The organism is Pseudomonas sp. BRM28 (assembly GCF_002939405.1).
Taxonomy (GTDB): Bacteria; Pseudomonadota; Gammaproteobacteria; order Pseudomonadales; family Pseudomonadaceae; genus Aquipseudomonas; species Aquipseudomonas palmensis.
Map to the genome: position 1 here is coordinate 4,285,380 of NZ_PEFV01000001.1, position 21,755 is coordinate 4,307,134.

Annotated in this window: 16 protein-coding genes; 10 read left to right on the top strand and 6 right to left on the bottom strand. The window is 65.3% G+C overall.

Going from position 1 to position 21,755, the window contains the following annotated elements; genetic code table 11:
* Positions 1 to 161: 161 nt before the first annotated feature.
* From CR917_RS20125 to CR917_RS20140, 4 genes are all read left to right on the top strand, one after another.
* Positions 162 to 728, top strand: coding sequence for a DUF2780 domain-containing protein (locus CR917_RS20125; RefSeq protein ID WP_043863642.1), 567 nt, complete (start codon positions 162 to 164; stop codon positions 726 to 728).
* 71 nt (positions 729 to 799) lie between these two features.
* Complete coding sequence (locus CR917_RS20130) at positions 800 to 1,228, top strand: DUF350 domain-containing protein (protein WP_043863643.1); 429 nt, start codon at positions 800 to 802, stop codon at positions 1,226 to 1,228.
* Positions 1,229 to 1,243: 15 nt separating this feature from the next.
* Positions 1,244 to 1,939: a DUF1190 domain-containing protein gene (locus CR917_RS20135; RefSeq protein ID WP_058541810.1), complete on the top strand. Its 696-nt coding sequence runs from the start codon at positions 1,244 to 1,246 to the stop codon at positions 1,937 to 1,939.
* Positions 1,940 to 1,948: 9 nt separating this feature from the next.
* On the top strand, positions 1,949 to 3,106 hold the full coding sequence (locus tag CR917_RS20140; protein WP_104572853.1) for a glutathionylspermidine synthase family protein: 1,158 nt from the start codon (positions 1,949 to 1,951) through the stop codon (positions 3,104 to 3,106).
* Here CR917_RS20140 and CR917_RS20145 read toward each other — a convergent pair.
* Positions 3,103 to 3,993, bottom strand: coding sequence for an acyltransferase (locus tag CR917_RS20145; RefSeq protein ID WP_104572854.1), 891 nt, complete (start codon positions 3,991 to 3,993; stop codon positions 3,103 to 3,105). The genes CR917_RS20140 and CR917_RS20145 overlap by 4 nt on opposite strands.
* 180 nt (positions 3,994 to 4,173) lie before the next feature.
* Here CR917_RS20145 and CR917_RS20150 point away from each other — a divergent pair, with 180 nt between their 5' ends.
* The 4 genes from CR917_RS20150 to creD all read left to right on the top strand — a co-directional run bounded on the left by CR917_RS20150 (position 4,174) and on the right by creD (position 8,358).
* Entirely contained in the window at positions 4,174 to 4,674 is a 501-nt protein-coding gene (locus CR917_RS20150; RefSeq protein ID WP_043863647.1) for an ATP-dependent zinc protease, read from the top strand.
* A 141-nt stretch (positions 4,675 to 4,815) separates the two neighbouring features.
* Positions 4,816 to 5,496 (top strand): two-component system response regulator CreB, encoded by a 681-nt coding sequence (creB, locus tag CR917_RS20155; protein ID WP_104572855.1) that lies wholly within the window; start codon positions 4,816 to 4,818, stop codon positions 5,494 to 5,496.
* Positions 5,496 to 6,929 (top strand): two-component system sensor histidine kinase CreC, encoded by a 1,434-nt coding sequence (gene creC, locus CR917_RS20160; protein WP_043863649.1) that lies wholly within the window; start codon positions 5,496 to 5,498, stop codon positions 6,927 to 6,929. Before creB ends, creC begins: the two co-directional genes overlap by 1 nt.
* Positions 6,930 to 7,023: 94 nt before the next feature.
* Positions 7,024 to 8,358 carry a cell envelope integrity protein CreD gene (gene creD, locus CR917_RS20165; RefSeq protein ID WP_054915995.1) on the top strand — a complete coding sequence of 445 codons (1,335 nt, stop codon included), beginning with the start codon at positions 7,024 to 7,026 and terminating at the stop codon, positions 8,356 to 8,358.
* 179 nt (positions 8,359 to 8,537) lie between these two features.
* Here the strand turns inward: creD and CR917_RS20170 are convergent, their stop codons facing one another.
* The 5 genes from CR917_RS20170 to aceE form a co-directional block, all read right to left on the bottom strand.
* A complete protein-coding gene (locus CR917_RS20170) occupies positions 8,538 to 9,170 on the bottom strand; it encodes a glutathione S-transferase (RefSeq protein ID WP_104572856.1) in 633 nt (210 codons plus the stop codon).
* A 9-nt stretch (positions 9,171 to 9,179) separates the two neighbouring features.
* Entirely contained in the window at positions 9,180 to 9,845 is a 666-nt protein-coding gene (msrA, locus tag CR917_RS20175) for a peptide-methionine (S)-S-oxide reductase MsrA (protein ID WP_043863652.1), read from the bottom strand.
* Positions 9,846 to 9,914: 69 nt separating this feature from the next.
* A complete protein-coding gene (locus tag CR917_RS20180) occupies positions 9,915 to 12,608 on the bottom strand; it encodes a GGDEF and EAL domain-containing protein (protein ID WP_043863653.1) in 2,694 nt (897 codons plus the stop codon).
* Positions 12,609 to 12,925: 317 nt separating this feature from the next.
* Positions 12,926 to 14,563 (bottom strand): dihydrolipoyllysine-residue acetyltransferase, encoded by a 1,638-nt coding sequence (gene aceF, locus CR917_RS20185; protein WP_058541811.1) that lies wholly within the window; start codon positions 14,561 to 14,563, stop codon positions 12,926 to 12,928.
* A gap of 13 nt (positions 14,564 to 14,576) precedes the next feature.
* Positions 14,577 to 17,222, bottom strand: coding sequence for a pyruvate dehydrogenase (acetyl-transferring), homodimeric type (gene aceE, locus CR917_RS20190; RefSeq protein WP_043863655.1), 2,646 nt, complete (start codon positions 17,220 to 17,222; stop codon positions 14,577 to 14,579).
* 383 nt (positions 17,223 to 17,605) lie between these two features.
* Between aceE and glnE the strand changes: the two genes are divergently transcribed.
* Positions 17,606 to 20,542 (top strand): bifunctional [glutamate--ammonia ligase]-adenylyl-L-tyrosine phosphorylase/[glutamate--ammonia-ligase] adenylyltransferase, encoded by a 2,937-nt coding sequence (gene glnE / locus CR917_RS20195; RefSeq protein ID WP_104572857.1) that lies wholly within the window; start codon positions 17,606 to 17,608, stop codon positions 20,540 to 20,542.
* A 163-nt stretch (positions 20,543 to 20,705) separates the two neighbouring features.
* Entirely contained in the window at positions 20,706 to 21,755 is a 1,050-nt protein-coding gene (gene waaF / locus CR917_RS20200; protein ID WP_088514277.1) for a lipopolysaccharide heptosyltransferase II, read from the top strand.

Sequence of the window (21,755 nt, forward strand, 5' to 3'; positions counted from 1 at the left end):
TTCTGTTGCAGGAGCCAGCCTTGCTGGCGAAAGCGGCCAGCGCGTATCCCTGGATATCGCGGTGCTGCTTTCGCCGGCAAGGCCGGCTCCTACAGTCGATGACGGCGGAACATTCGCCGCAGATACGGGTCGAAACCTCGCTTTCCTACGAGGTCCGCCCCATGAAACGCTTTGCCCTGCTCTCCCTGCTGGCACTCGCCACCACCTCGGCCCTGGCCTTCAATCTCAACGATGCCGCCAACGCCGTATCTGCCATGCAAGGCAACAAACAGCAGGACGCTGCCGTTCAAGCCCCGGCCCCCTCGGCCAACCTGCTCAATACCCTGGGCGACCAACTCGATATCACCCCCGAACAGGCCATTGGCGGCACCGGCGCGCTGCTGGGCCTGGCCAGGCATCAGCTCAGCAGCAGCGACTACTCGCAACTGAGCAAGGCCGTGCCCGGCCTTGACCTGCTGTCCGGCGACAATGCCCTGGGCGGCCTCAGCGGCCTGGGCGAGCTGCTCGGCAAGAGCGGCAATTCCTCGGCCCTGAGCAACGCACTGGGCAACGTCAAGGACACCGACGACCTGAACAACGCCTTCGGCGCCCTGGGCATGAACACCGGCATGATCGCCCAGTTCGCCCCGCTGATCCTGCAGTACCTGGGCCAGCAGGGCGTGGCCGGTTCGCTGCTGCAGAGCCTGGGCGGCATCTGGGGCACCCCGGCCGCCGTGCCTTCGGTGTAAGCCGGCGGTTTGCCGAGGCGGGGCGGTGTGGTATATGTCCCGCCCCGTTCAAGCAAGGAAGTGCGACCCCGATGTTCATGGATGCCCTGAAGATGTCCCTGCCGGCCGATGCCGTGCTGGGTTTTCTGTTCTACATGGCCGGCGCCGCCGTGCTGTTCGCGCTCTATGCGTTCATCTATACCCGCCTGACCCCCTACAACGAATTTGCCCTGATCCGCGAAGGCAACAGCGCTGCCGCCATCGCCCTGGGCGGTGCGCTGCTGGGTTTCGCCATCCCCGTGTCCGGGGCCATCTCCCATTCGATCTCGCTGCTCGACTTCCTGCTGTGGTCGGTGATCGCCGGCGCCGTGCAGTTGCTCGCGTTCGTGGTGGTCAGCGTGGTGGTCAAGGGCATGGACGAGCGTATCCGCCGTCAGGAAAACGCGGCCGCCATCCTGCTGGCTGCCGTGGCCATCGGCATCGGCATGCTCAATGCCGCGTGCATGACCCCAGCGGCCTGACAGCGGAGCACAGCCATGAAACGCAGCACGAGCATTCGGCTGATTGCCCTGGGCAGCCTGCCGCTGGCGCTGGCCGCCTGTGACAGTGATCGCAGCGCCACCCGCGTGGTCAGCGAGGTCAAGCGTTACCAGGACGTCGACAGCTGCGCCCTGGCCGGGGTAAGCCGTTCGGTGTGCGACAACGCCTGGAACGTCGCCCGCCAGCACCACGATGCCAACGCCCCACGCTTCACCCGCCTGGAAGACTGCCTGGCCAGCTTCGAGCAGTGCGAGCCAGGTCAGGGCGCGAGCTTTCACATGCCGCGCATGCAAGGCTTCGCCCTGACCACCGAGCGCCAGGTGTATGACGACGGGCTGAACCAGACCTCCAGCACCACCTCGTCGGCCGTGTATGGCGGCGGCGGTGGCCGCTACGACTACGTCAATGTCGAGCCGCGCTACCTGTCGGAGGCGATCTACCACGAGCGTGAAGGGCGCGAAGGGTTCAGGGCCAGCTCGCTGACCGACCAGGTCAACAGCGGCAACCAGTATGCCGGGCTGGTCGAGGACCACGCGCCGTCCAGCCGTTTCAACGGCGGGGCTGGTGCCGATGCCCATGCGTCGGTGCTGCCGGCGCGCTTCATGGCCTCGGCACGGCCCTGGACGGTGGGCAGCCACCCCGGCTTCGCGGCCCATGTACCAGGCCGTGGCGGCTTCGGTTTCGGTTCCTGAGGGCGGGCGATGAAACGTATTGCCTGCACCCCGCGCGCGGACTGGAAAGCCACCGCCGAACACTACGGCTTCAGGTTCCACACCTTCGGCGACGAGCCGTACTGGGACGAGTCGGCGTGCTACCAGTTCACCCTGCGCCAGATCGAGGACGACCTCGAAGAACCCACCCGCCAGTTGCACGAGCTGTGCATGGACCTGGTGGCGCGGGCGGTGGACAGCGAAGAACTGCTCGACCGCCTGGCCATCCCGCGTGACTACCGCGACCTGATCCGCCGCTCATGGCGCGACGGGCACCCGCATTTCTACGGGCGCATGGACCTGAGCTACGACGGCCATGGCCCGGCCAAGCTGCTGGAAGCCAACTACGACACACCCACCTCGCTGTACGAGGCCGGCTTCTTCCAGTACCTGTGGCTTGAGCAGCAGATGCAGCGCGGTGTACTGCCGGCCGATGCCGACCAGTTCAACAGCCTTGAAGAGAAACTCGGCCAGGTGTTCGGCGCCAACACCTTTGCCACGCCGTTCTACTTTGCCTCGGTCAGGGACTCGCTGGAGGATCGTGGCACGGTGCAGTACCTGTGCGACATTGCCACCGCTGCCGGGCTCGATACACGCCTGATCGATGTGGAAGACATCGGCCTGAACCCGGCCGGGCGTTTCATCGACCGCAGTGGGGCGCTGATCCCCAGCCTGTTCAAGCTCTACCCGTGGGAAGACATGTTCCACGACCGCTACGGCCCGGCGATTGCCGGCAGCGGCACGCTGTTCGTCGAGCCGCCCTGGAAGGCGCTGCTGTCGAACAAGGGCATGCTGGCGCTGCTGTGGGAGCAGCACGAAGGGCACCCGAACCTGCTGCCCGCATTCATCGACGCCACGCCCGAACGGCCGCTGGCGCCGGGGTGGGTGCGCAAGCCGTTCTTCTCGCGGGAGGGGGCGAATGTGGAGATTCATACCCCTGACGGGCAGCGGGTGAAGGAGGAGGGGCCGTATGGCAGTGGCCCCCACGTGATCCAGCAGTTTCATGCCTTGCCACGGTTTGCCGGCAGCCACACGGTGATCGGCAGCTGGGTGGTTGGCGATCAGCCGGCAGGCATCGGCATTCGCGAGGACAACTCGCTGATCACCAAGGACAGCAGCCGCTTCGTGCCCCACGCGATCATCGGCTAGCGGCGCAGCTCCTGGCGCAGTTGCTCGATGCGCGCGTCCTTGTCGTGCCACAGCTGGTTGACCCAGTCCTGTACGCTGCGCCGGAATTGCGGGTCGCTCTCGTAGTCGCCGCGCCACAGGGCCGGGTCCAATGCGCGTACCTGGATGTCCACGATCACCCGCGGCACTGCACCGCTGACCAGGTCCCAGAACCCCGGCGCGGTGTCGCCGGGGTACACCAGGGTCACGTCGAGCAGGGCGTCGAGCTGTTCGCCCAGCGCGGCGAGCACGAACGCCACGCCGCCGGCCTTGGGCTTGAGCAGGTGGCGGAACGGCGAGCCCTGGGCATCGCGCTTGGCCGGGGTGAAGCGGGTGCCTTCGAGGTAGTTGACCACGGTCACCGGCTGGCGCTTGAACAGCTCGCAGGCGGCCTTGGTGATCTCCAGGTCCTGGCCCTTGAGGTGCGGGTGGCGTTCGAGGAAGGCCTTGCTGTAGCGCTTCATGAACGGGTAGTCCAGCGCCCACCAGGCCAGGCCCAGGAACGGCACCCAGATCAGTTCCTTTTTCAGGAAGAACTTGAAGAACGGAATGCGCCGGTTGAACACCTGGATCAGCGCGGGAATATCCACCCAGCTCTGGTGGTTGCTGACCATCAGGTAGGAGGTGTCCAGGCGCAGGTCGGCGGCGCCGCGCACGTCCCAGCGGGTGGGGATGCACAGGGCGAAGATCAGCTTGTCGATCTCGGCCCAGGTCTCGGCGATCCACATCACCGCCCACGAGGCGTAGTCGCGGTAGCGGCCGGGCAGTACCAGCTTGAGCAGGGCGAAGACCAGCAACGGGCCGATCAGCACCAGGGTGTTGAGCAAGAGCAGCAGGGTCACAAGACTGCCGGTAAGCAGGCGGCGCATAAGAAAACTCTGATTTTCGGTTAGGCGGTCGGCCATGATAAGCAGGGATTCGGTTCAGGCCAAACTCTGGGCAGCCCACGGCGCGGACAAATGTTTCACATTGTGTTGAATACCCTGTGGCGACGAACCTATGCTGCTGCGGCAGTCTAAACACAGACTTTTCTCAAGGAAGCTGACCCGGTGAAATCCGTACTTGCACTGCTTTCCCTGCTGGCCTTGCCGGTGATGGCCGCCGAGCCGACCCTGTATGGCCGTTATGAATACATTGGCGTGGCGGACCTCGACCAGACGTTCAAGGCCAAGATGGACACCGGCGCGCTGACCGCGTCGCTGTCGGCCAAGGACATCGAGCGCTTCAAGCGCGATGGTGAGGACTGGGTGCGGTTCCGCCTGGCGACCAAGGATGCCGACGGCAAGGTGTATGAACACAAGGTGGCGCGCATCAGCAAGATCAAGAGCCGCGCCGATGAAGACGAGGACGGCGAAGCACCCGACCCGGCCAAGCGTCCGGTGGTGGAGCTGGAGTTGTGCCTGGGCGACGTCAAGCGCACGGTGGAGGTCAACCTGACCGACCGCAGCAGCTTCAACTACCCGCTGCTGATCGGGGCCAAGGCGCTGCGCGAGTTCGGCGCGGCGGTGAACCCGGCGCGCCGGTTCACGGCGGGCAAGCCTGAATGCTGAGTTGAATCCATCGCGGCTCAAGCCCGCTCCCACAAGGACCGTCGTTCTCCCGTGGGAGCGGGCTTGACCCGCGACAGGGCCTTGTCAGTCGAGGGATAATCCCCTACAAGTGCACCCAAACCTGCCAGGCCTGCACCGCCCATGCCCCACATACTGATTGTCGAAGACGAAGCGGCCATCGCCGACACCCTGATCTTTGCCCTGCAAGGCGACGGTCACAGCACCGAATGGGTGACCCTGGGCAGCGCCGCGCTGGAGCAGCAGCGTCAGCGCCCGGCTGACCTGATCATCCTCGATATCGGCCTGCCGGATATCAACGGCTTCGAAACCTGCCGCCAGCTGCGCCGCTTCAGCGAGGTACCGGTGATGTTCCTCAGCGCCCGCGATGGGGAGATCGACCGCGTGGTGGGCCTGGAGATCGGTGCCGACGACTATGTGGTCAAACCCTTCAGCCCGCGTGAAGTGGCGGCGCGGGTACGCGCCATCCTCAAGCGCATGACCCCGCGCAGCGAACCCGAGGCCCCCGAAACGCCCTTCAGCATCGACTCCCAGCGCCTTCAGATCAGCTATCGCGGTCAATCGCTCACCCTCACCCGGCACGAATTTCGCCTGCTGCAATGCCTGCTCGAACAACCCGAACGGGTGTTCAGCCGCGAGCAACTGCTGGATGCCACCGGCGTGTCGGCCGAGGCCGGCTACGAGCGCAACGTCGACAGCCACATCAAGAGCCTGCGCGCCAAGCTGCGCACCGTGCAGGCCGACGCCGAACCTATCCAGACCCACCGCGGCCTGGGCTACAGCTACAGCCCCGGGCACAGCTGATGCGCCTGGGCATCCGCATCTTCCTGGTGTACTTCCTGTTCGTCGGGCTGACCGGCTACTTCATCCTCAACACCGTGCGCGAACAGGTGCGCCCGGGTGTGCGCCAGTCCACCGAGGAAACCCTGGTGGACACCGCCAACCTGCTGGCCGAGATTCTGCGCGACGAGGTCAAGGCCGGCACCCTCGGCCAGGGCCGGCTGCCCGAGCTGCTCAAGGCTTACGGCAAGCGCCAGCCCAGGGCCGATATCTGGGGCCTGGCCAAGAACGAGGTCAACCACCGCATCTACGTCACCGACGCCAACGGCAAGGTGTTGCTCGACTCCAGCGGCGAAGCACTGGGCCAGGACTACTCGCGCTGGAACGACGTGTACCTGACCCTGCGCGGCGAGTACGGCGCCCGCTCCACCCGCAGCGATCCGGACGACCCGGAGTCGTCGGTGATGCACGTGGCGGCGCCGATCATCGATGCCGGCAAGATCATCGGCGTGGTCACCGTGGCCAAGCCGAACAAGTCGTTGCAGCCGTACATCGATCGCTCCGAGCGGCGCCTGTTCAACCTGGGCCTTGGCCTGATCGTGCTGGGCCTGCTGGTGGGCGCCGGGCTGTCGTGGTGGCTGGCGCGCTCGCTGCGTCGGCTGACGCGCTATGCACAGGCGGTCAGCGAGGGTGAACGCGTGGCCTTGCCGCATTACCGCGGCGGCGAGCTGGCGCAACTGGCCGGTGCGGTGGAGCGCATGCGCACGCAGCTGGAGGGCAGGGCGTATGTGGAGCGCTACGTGCACACCCTGACCCACGAGCTGAAAAGCCCGCTGGCGGCGATTCGCGGGGCCAGCGAGCTGCTGCAGGGGCCGATGAGCGACGAGCAGCGCCAACGCTTTGCCAGCAATATCGAAAGCGAGAGCGCGCGCATGCAGCAGTTGATCGAGCGGCTGCTGGACCTGGCCCAGGTCGAGCAGCGCCAGGGCCTGGAAGACCAGCAGCAGGTGCCACTGGCGGCGCTGGTGGACGAGGTGCTGCTGGCCCAGAGCGCGCGCATCGAAAGCGCCGGCCTGCAGGTGCGCCAGCGGGTACCGGCCAGCGTACGGCTGCTGTGCGAGCCGTTTCTGCTGCGCCAGGCCATCGGCAACCTGCTGGAGAACGCCCTGGACTTCACCCCGCCGGGCGGCCTGCTGGTGGTCGACCTGGAGACACGGGGCCCACGGCTGGCGCTGAGCCTGTACAACCAGGGGGCGGCGATACCGGACTATGCCCTGGGCCGGCTCAGCGAGCGCTTCTACTCGCTGCCGCGCCCGGGCACGGGGCGCAAGAGCACAGGCCTTGGGCTGAACTTCGTCGAGGAAGTGATGCAGCTGCATGGCGGCTCGCTGGAGGTGGCCAACGTCGAGGACGGCGTGCGGGTGCGCCTTTGGCTGCCCAACGAGCGGCTGGGCTGAGCTCCACGCACTCTCCACATAACTCCACACAAGCGCCCAACCCGCTCCATGCACGGCGGGCAGACTGGCTCCATCGAAACCGGAGCCATTGCCCATGAACCGAACCCTGAGCATCAAACTGGGCGCCATCGCCTTTCTGATCGTGTTGCTGCTGATACCCCTGCTGATGATCGGCGGCCTGATCCAGGACCGCCAGCAGCAGCGCGACAGTGTGGTCGAGGACATCGCCCAGAGCTCCAGCTACAGCCAGCAGATCAGCGGGCCGCTGCTGGTGGTGCCGTACCGCAAGATCCAGCGCACCTGGAAAACCGTGGATGGCAGCACCCAGCAGCAGACCAGCACGGTGGCCGGGCATCTGTACTTTCTGCCCGAAACCCTGGAGGTCGACGCCAAGGTCGACACCGAGTTGCGTTCGCGGGGCATCTACCAGGCGCGCCTGTTCCACGCCGACAACCGCATCAGCGGGCAATTCAAGGTGCCGGCGCAGTGGGGCATCACCGAAGACTTCGACGATTACCGCTTCGACCCGGCGTTTCTGGCCGTGGGCATCAGCGATATCCGCGGTATCGAGAAGAGCCTGGAACTGAACGTGAATGGCCAGTCGCTGGCCTTCGCCGCGGGCACGGGGCTGGGCTGGCTGGGCGGCGGTGTGCACGTGGCGCTGCCCGACCTCGACGGCCGCGCCGAGACCCGCCTGGACTACGCCTTCGACCTTAGCCTGCAGGGCACCGGGCGCCTGCATGTGCTGCCGGTAGGGCGCAGCACCACGGTGAACATGGCGGCGAACTGGCCGCATCCAAGCTTCATCGGCAACTACCTGCCCATCAGCCGCGAGATCGACGCCCACGGCTTCAGCGCGCGCTGGCAGACCTCGTTCTTCTCCACCAACCTGGAGGATGCGCTGACCCAGTGTGTGGTCAACAACGCCTGCGACGACTTTCACGGGCGCAGTTTCGGCGTGAGCTTCGTCGACCCGGTGGACCAGTACCTCAAGAGCGAGCGGGCGATCAAGTATGCGCTGTTGTTCATTGCGCTGACCTTTGCCGGGTTCTTCCTGTTCGAGATTCTCAAGAACCTCAGCGTGCACCCGATCCAGTATGCGCTGGTGGGTGTGGCCCTGGCGTTCTTCTACCTGCTGTTGCTGTCGTTGTCGGAGCACCTGGGGTTCGGGTTGGCGTATGCGCTGTCGGCGGGCGGCTGCGTGCTGCTGATCGGCTTCTACCTGTGCCACGTGCTGCGCAGCCTGGCGCGCGGGCTGGGGTTTGCGGCGGGGTTGCTGGTGCTGTACGCGATGCTGTACGGGCTGCTGGGCGCCGAGGACTACGCGCTGCTGATGGGCTCGTTGCTGCTGTTCGGCCTGCTTGGGGTGTTCATGGTGCTGACACGCCGCCTGGACTGGTATCAGGTTGGGCAGGGGATCTTGAAATGAGCGGGTTGAGAGAGGAACGCACGCTGGGGGCTGTGATGGTGGGGGAAATCAGATTGATCTGGGCTGCCGAGATCAGCGTCGACTTCATCGCGGGTCAAGCCCGCTCCCACAGGTCCGGTACAAGCCTCAAGGGCAGCAGCAGATCTGTGGGGGTGAGCTTGACCCGTGATGAGGCCCGATCAGGCCACAGAAGGGGCGGTCGTTAGCATCGATTCGCGCTGACTCACCTCGGCATACCAGGCTGCCAGTTTCGGCTGGCGCTCGCGCCAGCCAAGGTCCGGCAGGCGCAGGTCGATGTAGCCCAGCGCGCAGGCCACCCCGATTGCCGCCACGTCGAACACCGAGGCCAGTTCGGCCAGGTGCTCGTCTTCCAGGTTCGCCAGCGCGCGCCGGATCTTGTCCTGCTGGGCGTCGACCCACGGCGTCCAGCGCTTGTCCTCAGGGCGCAGGAAGGTCTCGTAGCGCGCCACCACCGCCGCGTCCATGATCGCATCGGCCAGCGACGCCAGGGTCAGGCGCCGCCAGCGCGCCGGGCCTTCGCGCGGGATCAGCGGGTTGCCCACATGCTGATGGTCGAGAAACTCGACGATCACGCGGCTGTCATGCAGCACCGTGCCGTCCTCCAGGCGCAACGCCGGGATCTTGCCCGCCGGGTTGCCCAGGTTCAGCTCGGCATCGGTCTTGATCGGGCTCAGGTCGACGGGATGCAGGGCTACCCGCTCGGCCTGCCCGGTTTCGTGCAGCAGCACGCGAACCTTGCGCACGAACGGCGAGGCGGCGGCATGGAACAGGGTCATGCTCGGTGTGCTCATGGCGTGGCCTCAGTTGCCTTGCAGGCTGGGTGGCAGGCACACGCCAGTGCCGCCGATGCCGCAGTAGCCATTCGGGTTCTTGGCCAGGTACTGCTGGTGATAGGCCTCGGCGAAGTACACGGTCGGTGCCTGGGCGATCTCGGTGGTGATCTGGCCGAAACCGGCCTTGTTCAGCTCGGCCTGGTAGGCCTGCCTGCTGGCCTCGGCCAGTTCCAGCTGTTCGGGGCTGGTGCAGTAGATGGCCGAACGGTACTGGGTGCCGACGTCGTTGCCCTGGCGCATGCCCTGGGTGGGGTTGTGCAGCTCCCAGAACATGGTCAGCAGGTCCTGGTAGCTGACCTTGGCCTTGTCGAACACCACCAGCACCACTTCGGTGTGGCCGGTCAGGCCCGAGCAGACTTCTTCGTAGGTGGGGTTGGGGGTGAAACCGCCGGCGTAGCCGACCACGGTGCTGACCACACCTTCACGCTGCCAGAAGCGCCGCTCGGCACCCCAGAAGCAGCCCAGGCCGAAGATCGCGAAATCGACGTCTTCGAAGAACGGGCCCAGCAGCGGGGTGTCTTCGAACACGAAATGCTTCTCGGGCAGCGTCATCGGGGTCTCGCGACCCGGCAGCGCCTGTTCGGCGGCAGGCAGTACGTTTTTGTTCACCAGAATCTCCGAGCGCAGGACCATGGGCGGTTCCTCTTCAAGGCAGGATGTGTAGGGGGTAGACCCGTAGTGTGCCCGAGTGTTTCGCCGCTGTCAGGCGATTGGGCCACGCGGATAGCGCTTGAGTTTTTCGATCAGCTCGCTGCCGGGGATCGGCCGGTCGAACAGGTAGCCCTGGCCGACGTCGCAGCGGTGGCGGCGCAGGAACGCCAGCTGTTCGGCGGTCTCGATGCCTTCGGCCACCACTTTGAGCTTGAGGTTGTGAGCCATGGCCACCACTGCCGAGGTGATTTCCATATCGTCCTGGTTGTCCGGGATCTCGTGGATGAAGCTGCGGTCGATCTTGATGATGTCGATCGGGAATTTCTTCAGGTAGCTGAGCGAGGAGTAGCCGGTGCCGAAGTCGTCCATGGCCAGGGTCAGGCCCAGTTGCTTGAGCTCGTCGAGCTGGCGGTGGGTATCCTCGGTGGCTTCGAGCAGCAGGCCCTCGGTCAGTTCCAGTTCCAGCAGGTGTGGCGGCAGGGCTTCTTCCTTGAGGATGTTGGCGATCGAGCTGACCAGCTCCGGGTCGGAGAACTGCTTGGGCGACAGGTTGATCGCCACCTGCAGGTTGCCCATGCCCTCGGTGCTCAGCAGCTGGCTCATGCGGCAGGCCTGGCGCGCGATCCACTTGCCGATGGGGATGATCAGCCCGGTTTCCTCGGCCACGCTGATGAACTGGTCGGGGCGGATCATGCCCCGCTCCGGGTGGTTCCAGCGTAGCAAGGCCTCCAGGCCGAGCAGGCGGCCGCTGCGCAGGCACAGCTTGGGCTGGTAGAACACGTCCAGTTCGTTCTGGGTCAGGGCGCGGCGCAGGTTGTTTTCCACGAACAGCTTGTAGCTGGCCTCGGCGTTGAGCGCCTCGGTGAACACCTGCACCTGGTGCTTGCCGTTGGCCTTGGCCTTGTGCAGGGCCAGGCCGGCGTTCTTCATCAGGGTCTGCGGGTCGCGCCCGTGCAGCGGCGCACACGCCAGGCCCACCGAGCCGGTCACGCTGATCAGCTGGTTGTCGACGAACATCGGCTTGTCGAGGGTGTTGAGCAACTGCTGGGCCACCTGCTGGCCGGCATCCAGGCTGCTGTCCTCCAGCAGCACGGCGAATTCGTTGCTGGCAAAGCGCGCCAGGCTGCCACCGGGGCTCAGGCTGTTGCGCAGGCGCCGGGCCAGGCTGATCAGCAGCTTGTCGCCGGTCTGGTGCCCGAGGCTGTCGTTGATGCGCTTGAAGTTGTCGATGTCCACCAGCAGCAGGCAGATGGGGCTGTCGCTGTCGCGCTCGAAGCGCTCGTCGAGGCTGCGGATGAACGCCGGGCGGTTGCCCAGGCTGGTGAGGTTGTCGGTGTAGGCCAGGCGCTCGATGCGCTGCTGGGCCAGCTTGCTCTGGGTGATGTCTTCGTAGATGCCGATGTAGTGGGTCAACTCGCGGTTGTCGCCATACACCTTGGAGATCGACAGTTGGCCCCAGTAGGGCTCGAGGTTCTTGCGCCGGCTCTTGAATTCGCCCTGCCAGCTGTTGCCCATGGCCAGGCTCGACGGCGAGTCGAACAGCAGCTCGCTGAGGTTCTCCAGTGCGGTGAGCTCGGACAGGCGGTGGCCATGCACCTCTTCGGGTGTGTACTGGGTGATCTCGGTGAAGCTGGGGTTGACGTATTCCACCACGCCATCGCGGTTGACCAGCAGAAAGGCGTTGGCGCTTTGTTCCACCGCGCGCTGGAACAGGTGCAGGGCGCTGGTGGCGGTGCGCCGGTTGTGGTTGTTGATGACCTGGGCGAACTGGTCGGCCAGCTCGCCGGCAAAAGCGATTTCATCCGATTGCCAGGCCCGGGTCGAGCCGCTGTGTTCCAGGCAGAGCACGCCGACCACCTGGCCGTCGATGCGGATGCTGGCATCGAGCATGGCGTGGATACCGCGCTGGCGCAGGCTCTCGGAGATTTCGCGGGTGCGTGGGTCGCGCGCCGCGTTGTGCGCATCGATGGCGCGGCTGGTGTGCAGCGCCTCGAGGTAGTCGGGAAATCGCCCGGCATCGATCGCCTCGGGCAGGCGGTACTCCTGGGTGGCGCGGTAGAACGCCGAGATCGGTTCCAGTTGCTGGCCTTCCAGGTACCAGATGCTGGCGCAGTCGATGCTGTAGATTTCGCAGGCACTGCGGGTGATCAGCTCGGCGGCTTCCTGCAGCGAGTTGTCGGCGCTGTAGCGCTGGCGCGCCAGGCGCAGGATCAGGTCTTGCTGTGCGCGTACACGCTCCAGGTGCTCGAGCTGTTCCTGCTGCGCCTGCTGGTTGAGCTGCAGGGCGATCTGCAGGCGGTTGTTGCGGGTTTCGAGTTCTGCCGCCGAAAGGTCGGGTGTGTCGTTGGGCTGGGCATCGAGCACCAGCAGATAGCCGCGCAGCAACTGGCGGTTGTGCTGCCGGTAGGCTTCGCCCAGCTCCAGCATATTGAGCGGGCCCAGGCTGGTGTGCAGGGTATAACGCACCAGGTAGTACGGACGCTGCGCCAGTTGCAGCTCGATGGTGTCGTGCAGCTTGTAGCGTGCCTCGGGCTCCATCAGGCTGGCATAGGGCGAGCCGATCAGCGCACACAGGTCGACGGCCGCCTGGCCGAACTGACGCTCGCAGCCCGGGTCGAGGAACAGCATGGCCCAGCTGGCCTCATTCAGCCGCTCGAAACGCAGCATGCCGAGCCGCGAAGGCACCGGCAACTGCGTCACTACCTCGGCCACCGTACGGCTGGCGGCATCAGGTTGGCTTTTCATGGGAAGCTCGCTTCAAGAAGGCTGTTGGCGCGGGCTGGGCGAAGTGCTGCTACGCGTTTGAGCAAGGTTGCATCATGTGCTTGAGGCTGACAAGCAATAGAGTGGCCTGGCTTGATCTGTATCGGCTGACAGGTACAAATTCTTCAGTAATGCCGCGACGGATTGCGTCTGGCGGTGCCGCTCAAGGTGGGACGTTGAGCGGCACGGCATGAATCGCAGGCAAAAAAAGCCCCGCCAGATGGCGGGGTTGAGGTACGAGCGTGGCAGCTCGAAAACAGTGTCCGTGCTCCCCGGCAGGGGAGCACGGCGGGCAGCAGTTACAGCAGCATGGTGCGGATGTCGGTCAGCAGCTCGCCCAGGCGCTTGGTGAAGCGCGCGGCAGCGGCACCGTTGATCACGCGGTGATCGTACGACAGCGACAGCGGCAGCATCAGCTTGGGCTGGAACGCCTTGCCATCCCACACCGGCTGGATGGTGGCCTTGGACACACCCAGGATCGCCACTTCCGGCGCGTTGACGATCGGCGTGAAGCCGGTGCCGCCAATGTGACCGAGGCTGGAGATGGTGAAGCAGGCGCCCTGCATGTCGTCGGCAGAAAGCTTCTTGGTGCGGGCCTTTTCAGCCAGGGCCGCCGCTTCTGCTGCCAGCTGCAGCAGGCTCTTCTGGTCGACGTTCTTGATCACGGGGACCAGCAGGCCGTCTGGCGTATCCACGGCGAAACCGACGTTGACGTACTTCTTGCGAATGATCGCCTTGCCGCTAGGGGCCAGCGACGCGTTGAAGTCCGGCAGTTCCTTGAGCAGGTGCGCACAGGCCTTGAGCAGCAAGGGCAGCACGGTCAGCTTGACGCCGGCTTTCTCGGCCACGGCCTTCTGCGCAACGCGGAAGGCTTCCAGCTCGGTGATGTCGGCGCTGTCGAACTGGGTCACGTGCGGCACGTTCAGCCAGCTGCGGTGCAGGTTGGTGGCGCCAGCCTGCATCAGGCGGGTCATCGGCACTTCTTCGGTTTCACCGAAGCGGCTGAAGTCGACGGCCGGAATCGGCGGGATGCCCGCACCACCGGTCGCGCCGGCAGCCGGTGCTTCCTTGGCCTTCTGCATCATGGCCTTGACGTACACCTGCACGTCTTCCTTGAGCACGCGGCCGTGCGGGCCGCTGGCAGCCACGGCGCTCAGCTCGACGCCGAACTCGCGGGCCAGCTGACGCACGGCAGGGCCGGCGTGAACCTTGGCACCGCTTGGCGCTGGCGCAGCGGCCGGGGCCGGTGCGGCTTCGGCCTTGGCAGCCGGTGCGGCGGCAGGCGCAGCAGCCGGGGCCGCTTCAGCCTTGGCAGCCGGTGCAGCAGCGGCAGGCGCTGCTGGCGCGGCGGCGCCCTGGACCTTGAGCTTGAGGATGAAGTCGCCAGTGCCGACTTCGTCTTCGAGCTTGACGCCGATGCTTTCCACCACGCCGGCAGCCGGCGACGGGATTTCCATCGAGGCCTTGTCGGACTCCAGGGTAATCAGCGACTGGTCGGCTTCGACGCTGTCGCCGACCTTGACCAGCAGCTCGATGATCTTGGCCTTGCCCGACGAGCCGATGTCCGGCACGTGGATGTCCTGCACAGTGGCAGCCGCAGGTGCAGCGGCCGGTGCCGGGGCAGCCTCTGCAGCCGGGGCGGCAGCAGGCTTTTGTTCGGCGGCAGGCGCAGCGTCAGCCGGTGCCTCGGGCGCCGCAGCGGCGCCCTCGACTTCCAGTTCCAGCAGTTCGTCGCCTTCTTTCAGGCGGTCGCCCAGCTTGACCTTCAGGGCCTTGATCACACCGGCCTTGGGGGCCGGGATCTCCATGGAGGCCTTGTCCGACTCCAGGGTCAGCAGGCTCTGGTCGGCTTCGATACGGTCGCCGACTTTGACGAACAGCTCGATGATTTCACCTTCACCGCTGCCGATGTCAGGTACGCGAATGAGTTCGCTCACTTAAAAATACTCCTCAGCAGTCCAGTGGGTTGCGCTTGTCCGGGTCGATGCCGAACTTGGTGATGGCATCGGCCACGACCTTCGGTTCGATCTCGCCACGGTCAGCCAGGGCTTCCAGGGCAGCCAGCACCACGAAGTGACGGTCGACTTCGAAGAAGTGACGCAGCTTCTTGCGGCTGTCGCTGCGACCGAAGCCATCGGTACCCAGGACCTTGAATTCCTTGCTCGGTACCCACTGACGAATCTGCTCGGCGAACAGCTTCATGTAGTCGGTAGAGGCGATGACCGGGCCCTTGCGGCCGCCCAGGCACTCCTCGATGTAGGTCTGCTTGGGCTTCTGGCCAGGGTGCAGGCGGTTGCTGCGCTCCACGGCCAGGCCGTCGCGACGCAGTTCGTTGAAGCTGGTGACGCTCCACACGTCGGCACCGACGTTGAACTCTTCACGCAGGATCTTCGCCGCTTCACGCACTTCGCGCAGGATGGTGCCGGAGCCCATCAGCTGGACGTGGTGCGCTGCGTCCTTGGTATCTTCCTCGAGCAGGTACATGCCCTTGATGATGCCTTCCTCGACACCGGCCGGAATGGCAGGCTGCTGGTAGGACTCGTTCATCACGGTGATGTAGTAGAAGACGTCCTGTTGCTCTTCGGTCATCTTCTTCATGCCGTCCTGGATGATCACCGCCAGCTCGTAGCCGTAGGTCGGATCATAGGTGCGGCAGTTCGGGATGGTCGCGGCCAGCATGTGGCTGTGACCGTCTTCGTGCTGCAGGCCTTCACCGTTGAGGGTGGTACGCCCGGCAGTACCGCCGATCAGGAAGCCACGGGTGCGGCTGTCGCCAGCGGCCCAGGCCAGGTCGCCGATACGCTGGAAGCCGAACATCGAGTAGAAGATGTAGAACGGCAGCATCGGCTGGTTGTGGTTCGAGTACGAGGTACCGGCGGCGATGAACGACGACATGGCGCCGGCTTCGTTGATGCCTTCCTCGAGGATCTGGCCCTTCTTGTCCTCGCGGTAGAACATCACCTGGTCCTTGTCGACGGGCTCGTAGAGCTGACCGACGGACGAGTAGATGCCCAGCTGGCGGAACATGCCTTCCATACCGAAGGTACGCGCTTCGTCCGGGATGATCGGGACGATGCGCTGGCCGATTTCCTTGTCCTTGACCAGCTGCGCGAGGATGCGCACGAAGGCCATGGTGGTGGAGATTTCACGGTCGCCCGAGCCGTCCAGGATCGCCTTGAGGGTTTCCAGTGGCGGGGTCGGGATGCTGAAGCTCTTGGCCCGGCGCTGTGGCACGAAACCGCCCAGGGCAGAACGGCGCTCGCTCAGGTAACGGGCTTCGGCGCTGCCTTCTTCAGGCTTGAAGAACGGCAGGTTCTCCAGGTCTTCGTCCTTGACCGGGATGTCGAAACGATCGCGGAAGTGACGCAGGCTGTCGACGTCGACCTTCTTGGTGTTGTGCGCGGTGTTCTTGGCTTCGCCAGCACCGGTGCCGTAACCCTTGATGGTCTTGGCCAGGATGACCGTAGGCTGGTCCTTGTGGTTGACCGCCTGATGGTAGGCTGCATAGACCTTGTACGGGTCGTGGCCACCACGGTTGAGCTTCCAGATCTCGTCGTCGGACAGGTCGGCGACCATGGCCTTGAGTTCCGGGGTGTTGAAGAAGTGCTCACGGACGAACGCGCCGTCCTTGGCCTTGTAGTTCTGGTACTCGCCGTCGATGACTTCGTCCATGCGGCGCTGCAGGATGCCGTCGACGTCCTTGGCCAGCAGTGGGTCCCAGAAACGGCCCCAGACCACCTTGTTGACGTTCCAGCCACCACCACGGAACACGCCTTCGAGTTCCTGGATGATCTTGCCGTTGCCGCGAACCGGGCCGTCGAGGCGCTGCAGGTTGCAGTTGATGACGAAGATCAGGTTGTCCAGCTTCTCGCGGCCTGCCAGGGAGATCGCGCCCAGGGATTCCGGCTCGTCGCACTCGCCGTCGCCCATGAAGCACCAGATCTTCTGCTTGCCGGCAGGGATGTAGCCGCGGCTTTCCATGTACTTCATGAAACGTGCCTGGTAGATCGCCTGGATCGGGCCCAGACCCATCGACACGGTCGGGAACTGCCAGAAGTCAGGCATCAGCCACGGGTGCGGGTAGGACGACAGGCCTTGACCATCGACTTCCTGACGGAAGTTGTTCATCTGGTCTTCGCTGATGCGGCCTTCCATGAAGGCACGGGCGTAGACGCCCGGTGAGGCATGGCCCTGGAAGTAGATCAGGTCGCCGCCGTGCTCGTCGGTCGGGGCCTGGAAGAAGTAGTTGAAGCCGATGTCGTACAGCGTGGCGCTGGAGGCGAAGCTGGAGATGTGGCCGCCCAGGTCCGAGTCTTTCAGGTTGGTGCGCATTACCATGGCCAGCGCGTTCCAGCGGACCAACGAGCGAATGCGGCGTTCCATGAACAGGTCGCCAGGCATGCGTGCTTCGTGGGTGACGGGAATCGTGTTGCGGTATGGCGTGGTGATGGCATACGGCAGCTGGGAGCCACTACGGGTGGCCAGCTCGCCCATACGGGTCATCAGATAGTGAGCGCGGTCTTCGCCTTCTTTGTCGAGAACCGACTCCAGGGCGTCCAGCCATTCCTGGGTTTCGACGGGATCGAGGTCTTGCATGGCTTGCTCCAGGGCGGAAAGGCTTCCAGAATCGGTTGCCTGAGTTTGCGACTGGCCTTTTGGGCAGACGACATGAAATTCTTGGATTACCGGGCGTTGTACCGGCGGCGTGTAGTTTTACTACAAATCGATCCTCATTACATGCGTTGACAGTAAAAAAGCAGTAGTAAAACTACACGGATAAGGCTCGTGGCCCCTGTTCGGGTTGTGGGATAAAACGATACCGGTGGTTAAAAACTGGTCGGCATGCGGTTGTTTGCGATGATTTCTATCAAAGAATTACGTTTTTCAGCTATTTATGACCTTTGTACGACAGTCGAACCGTACGCCGAGTTCCCTTGCCCAAGTGCCACCAACCCTTTCACGCCGATCAAGGATAGACCATGAGCCTGCCCCTGCTGGCCGAACTGCCCGCTGCCCTGCAACCGCTGGTCAGCCGTAATGCCACCTCTTTGCGCAACGCCGTCGCGGCCGTCGACGGGCTGAGCCTGGACGACTGGAACGAGCAGCGCTGGGCCGAGTTCGCCCGCGTGGCGGCGGCCAGCGATTTCGTGCTTGAGCAGAGCGTGCGCGACCCGGCGATGCTGCTGGCCCTGGCCGCCAGCGGCGAGCTCGACCGCGCCTTCGCCGCCGGCGAGTTGTGTGCCCAGGTGGCCGGTGCGGCGCAGGCCGCCGGCAGCGAAGACGAACTGGCGCGCAACCTGCGCCGCCAGCGCACCCGCCAGCAGGTGCGCATCATCTGGCGCGACCTGACCCGCCAGGCCGACCTGGTGCAGACCTGCCGCGACCTGTCCGACCTGGCCGATGCCGCCATCGACCAGGCGTATCAATGGCTGTACCCGCGCCTGTGCGCGCAGTTCGGGACCCCCACCGGCAATCGCAGCGGCCTGCCCCAGCAGATGGTGGTGCTGGGCATGGGCAAGCTGGGGGCGGTGGAACTGAACCTGTCGTCGGACATCGACCTGATCTTCGCCTACCCCGAGGGCGGCGAAACCGTGGGCGTGAAGCGCCCGCTGGACAACCAGGAGTTCTTCACCCGGCTGGGCCAGCGCCTGATCAAGGCGCTGGACCCGATCACCGTCGACGGCTTCGTGTTCCGCGTCGACATGCGCCTGCGCCCCTACGGCTCGTCCGGCGCGCTGGTGCTCAGCTTCAATGCACTGGAGCAGTACTACCAGGACCAGGGCCGCGACTGGGAACGCTACGCCATGATCAAGGCCCGCGTAGTGGCCGGCGACCAGCAGGCCGGCGCGCAGCTGCAGGACCTGCTGCGCCCGTTCGTGTACCGGCGCTACCTGGACTTCTCGGCGATCGAGGCGCTGCGCACCATGAAGCAGCTGATCCAGCAGGAGGTGCGGCGCAAGGGCATGGCCGAGAACATCAAGCTGGGCGCCGGTGGCATCCGCGAGGTGGAGTTCATCGCCCAGGCGTTCCAGCTGATCCACGGCGGGCGCGACCTGAGCCTGCAGCAGCGACCGTTGCTCAAGGTGCTGGCGACGCTCGAAGGCCAGGGCTACCTGCCGCCGGCGGTGGTGAGCGAGCTGCGTGAAGGGTATGAGTTCCTGCGTTATACCGAACACGCCATCCAGGCCATCGCCGACCGCCAGACCCAGATGCTGCCCGACGACGAACTGGACCGCGCACGTATCGCCTTCATGCTCGGTTTTGCCGACTGGGCGAGCTTCCACGCGCAACTGATGCACTGGCGCGGGCGCATCGACTGGCACTTCCGCCAGGTGATCGCCGACCCCGATGAAGAGGAAGGCGAGGAGGGCGAAGTGGTGGTCGGTGGCGAGTGGCTGCCGCTGTGGGAAGAAGCCCAGGACGAAGAGGCCGCCTGCCGTCAGTTGACCGACGCCGGCTTCGCCGATGCGGCCAGGGCGCTCAAGCAGCTGGCCAGCCTGCGCGCCAGCCCGCAGTTGCGTGCCATGCAGCGCCTGGGCCGCGAACGCCTCGATGCCTTTATACCGCGCCTGCTGGCGCAGGCGGTGGAGCATGCCGACCCGGACCTGGTGCTCGAACGCGTGCTACCGCTGGTGGAGGCCGTGGCGCGGCGCTCGGCCTACCTGGTGCTGCTGACCGAAAACCCCGGTGCGTTGCGCCGCCTGCTGACCCTGTGCGCCGCCAGCCCGTGGATCGCCGAGCAGATCACGCGCTTCCCGCTGCTGCTCGATGAACTGCTCAACGAAGGCCGCCTGTTCAGCCCGCCCCAAGCACCGGAGCTGGCCGCCGAGCTGCGCGAGCGTCTCACGCGCATCCCCGAGGATGACCTTGAACAGCAGATGGAAGCGCTGCGTCACTTCAAGCTGGCCCACAGCCTGCGCGTGGCCGCCTCGGAAATCGCCGGCAACCTGCCGCTGATGAAGGTCAGCGACTACCTGACCTGGCTGGCCGAAGCCATTCTCAACCAGGTGCTGGCCCTGGCCTGGCGCCAGACCGTGGCGCGTCATGGCCAGCCAAAGCGCAGCGATGGCAGCCTGTGCGACCCCGGCTTCATCATCGTCGGCTATGGCAAGGTCGGCGGCATCGAGCTGGGCCACGGCTCGGACCTGGACCTGGTGTTCATCCACGACGGTGACCCCCAGGCCGAGACCGATGGCGCCAAGCCCATCGACAGTGCGCAGTTCTTCACCCGCCTGGGTCAGCGCATCATTCACCTGCTGACCACCCAGACCAACTCCGGCCAGCTGTATGACGTGGACATGCGCCTGCGCCCGTCCGGCGCTTCGGGTTTGCTGGTGAGTTCGCTGGGCGCCTTCGAGCGCTACCAGCGCAACGAGGCCTGGACCTGGGAACACCAGGCACTGGTGCGTGCGCGGGTGCTGGTGGGCTGCCCGCAGGTGGGGGCGGCCTTCGAGGGGGTGCGGGCGCAGGTGCTGGGACAGGCCCGCGACCTGGACAAGCTGCGGGCCGAAGTCAGCGACATGCGCGCCAAGATGCGCGACAACCTCGGCACCCGGGCGACCCAGGCCGGGCTTGGGCCCAACGCCTTCGACCGCGGGGTTGCCTTCGATATCAAGCAGGATGCCGGTGGTATCGTCGATATTGAATTTATGGTGCAATACGCGGCCCTGGCCTGGTCCCACACGCACCCGGCACTGCTGCGCTACACCGACAACATCCGCATTCTCGAAGGGCTGGAGGAGGTCGGGCTGATGCCGGCCAGCGATGCAATTTTGTTGCGTGAAGTGTACAAGGCCTTCCGCTCCGCCGCGCACCGCCAGGCCTTGCAGAAGCAGGCCGGGGTGATCGACGCCGGGCAGTTCGTCGACGAGCGCCGGCAGGTACGGCGCATCTGGGGCGAGCTGGGGTTGACCTGAACGCGGGCTGAACAGCCACCAGGCGATACGGCGCAATGAAGCGGCGGCGACCACGTCCTACACTGAGTGGCGTACACTGGTCGCACCACGCCTGATTATAAAGAGGGGAGGCCAGGCTGTTGGAAAACAGGCTGTAGCCTCCCTGATCGTTTCTGGATAAAGCATGAGAATTTTGATCATTGGGCCCAGTTGGGTGGGCGACATGGTAATGGCGCAGACGCTGTTCCATGTGCTGAAGCAGCGTCACCCTGCGTGCGTGATCGATGTGCTGGCACCCGAATGGAGCCGCCCGATCCTCGAGCGCATGCCCCAAGTGCGCCAGGCCTTGAGCTTCCCGCTCGGCCACGGCGCGCTGGAACTGGCCACGCGCCGGCGCATCGGCAAGTCGCTGGCCGGTCAGTACGACCAGGCGATCCTGCTGCCCAATTCGCTCAAGTCTGCGCTGGTGCCGTTCTTTGCCGGTATCGCGCAGCGCACCGGCTGGCGTGGCGAGCTGCGCTACGGCCTGCTCAACGATGTGCGCACCCTCGACAAGGCGCGCTACCCGCTGATGATCGAGCGCTTCATGGCCCTGGGCTACCCCGCCGGTGCCGAGCTGCCCAAACCCTACCCGCGCCCCAGCCTGCAGATCGAGACCGCCAGCCGCGATGCGGCGCTGGCCAAGTTCGGCCTGAGCCTGGACCGCCCGGTGCTGGCGCTGTGCCCCGGCGCCGAGTTCGGCGAGGCCAAGCGCTGGCCCTCGGAGCATTACGCCAAGGTCGCGGAAATCAAGATTCGCGAAGGCTGGCAGGTGTGGCTGTTCGGCTCCAAAAACGACCATGCGGTGGGTGAATCGATCCGCGAGTGGCTGATCCCGGGCCTGCGTGAAGAGTCGGTGAACCTCAGCGGCGAGACCTCGCTCGCCGAGGCGATCGACCTGCTGTCGTGCAGCGATGCGGTGGTGTCCAACGATTCGGGGCTGATGCACGTGGCTGCAGCGCTCAATCGCCCGCTGGTGGCGGTGTACGGGTCGACCTCGCCGGGCTTCACCCCACCGTTGGCCGACCAGGTCGAGGTGGTGCGCCTGGGGCTGGAATGCAGCCCGTGCTTCGACCGCACCTGCCGCTTCGGCCACTACAATTGCCTGCGTCTGCTGGAACCGGAGGCGGTGGCCTCGGCGTTGCAGCGGCTCAACGGTCCGTCGCTGGTCGACGTCACGGTCGAGGTCGATTAA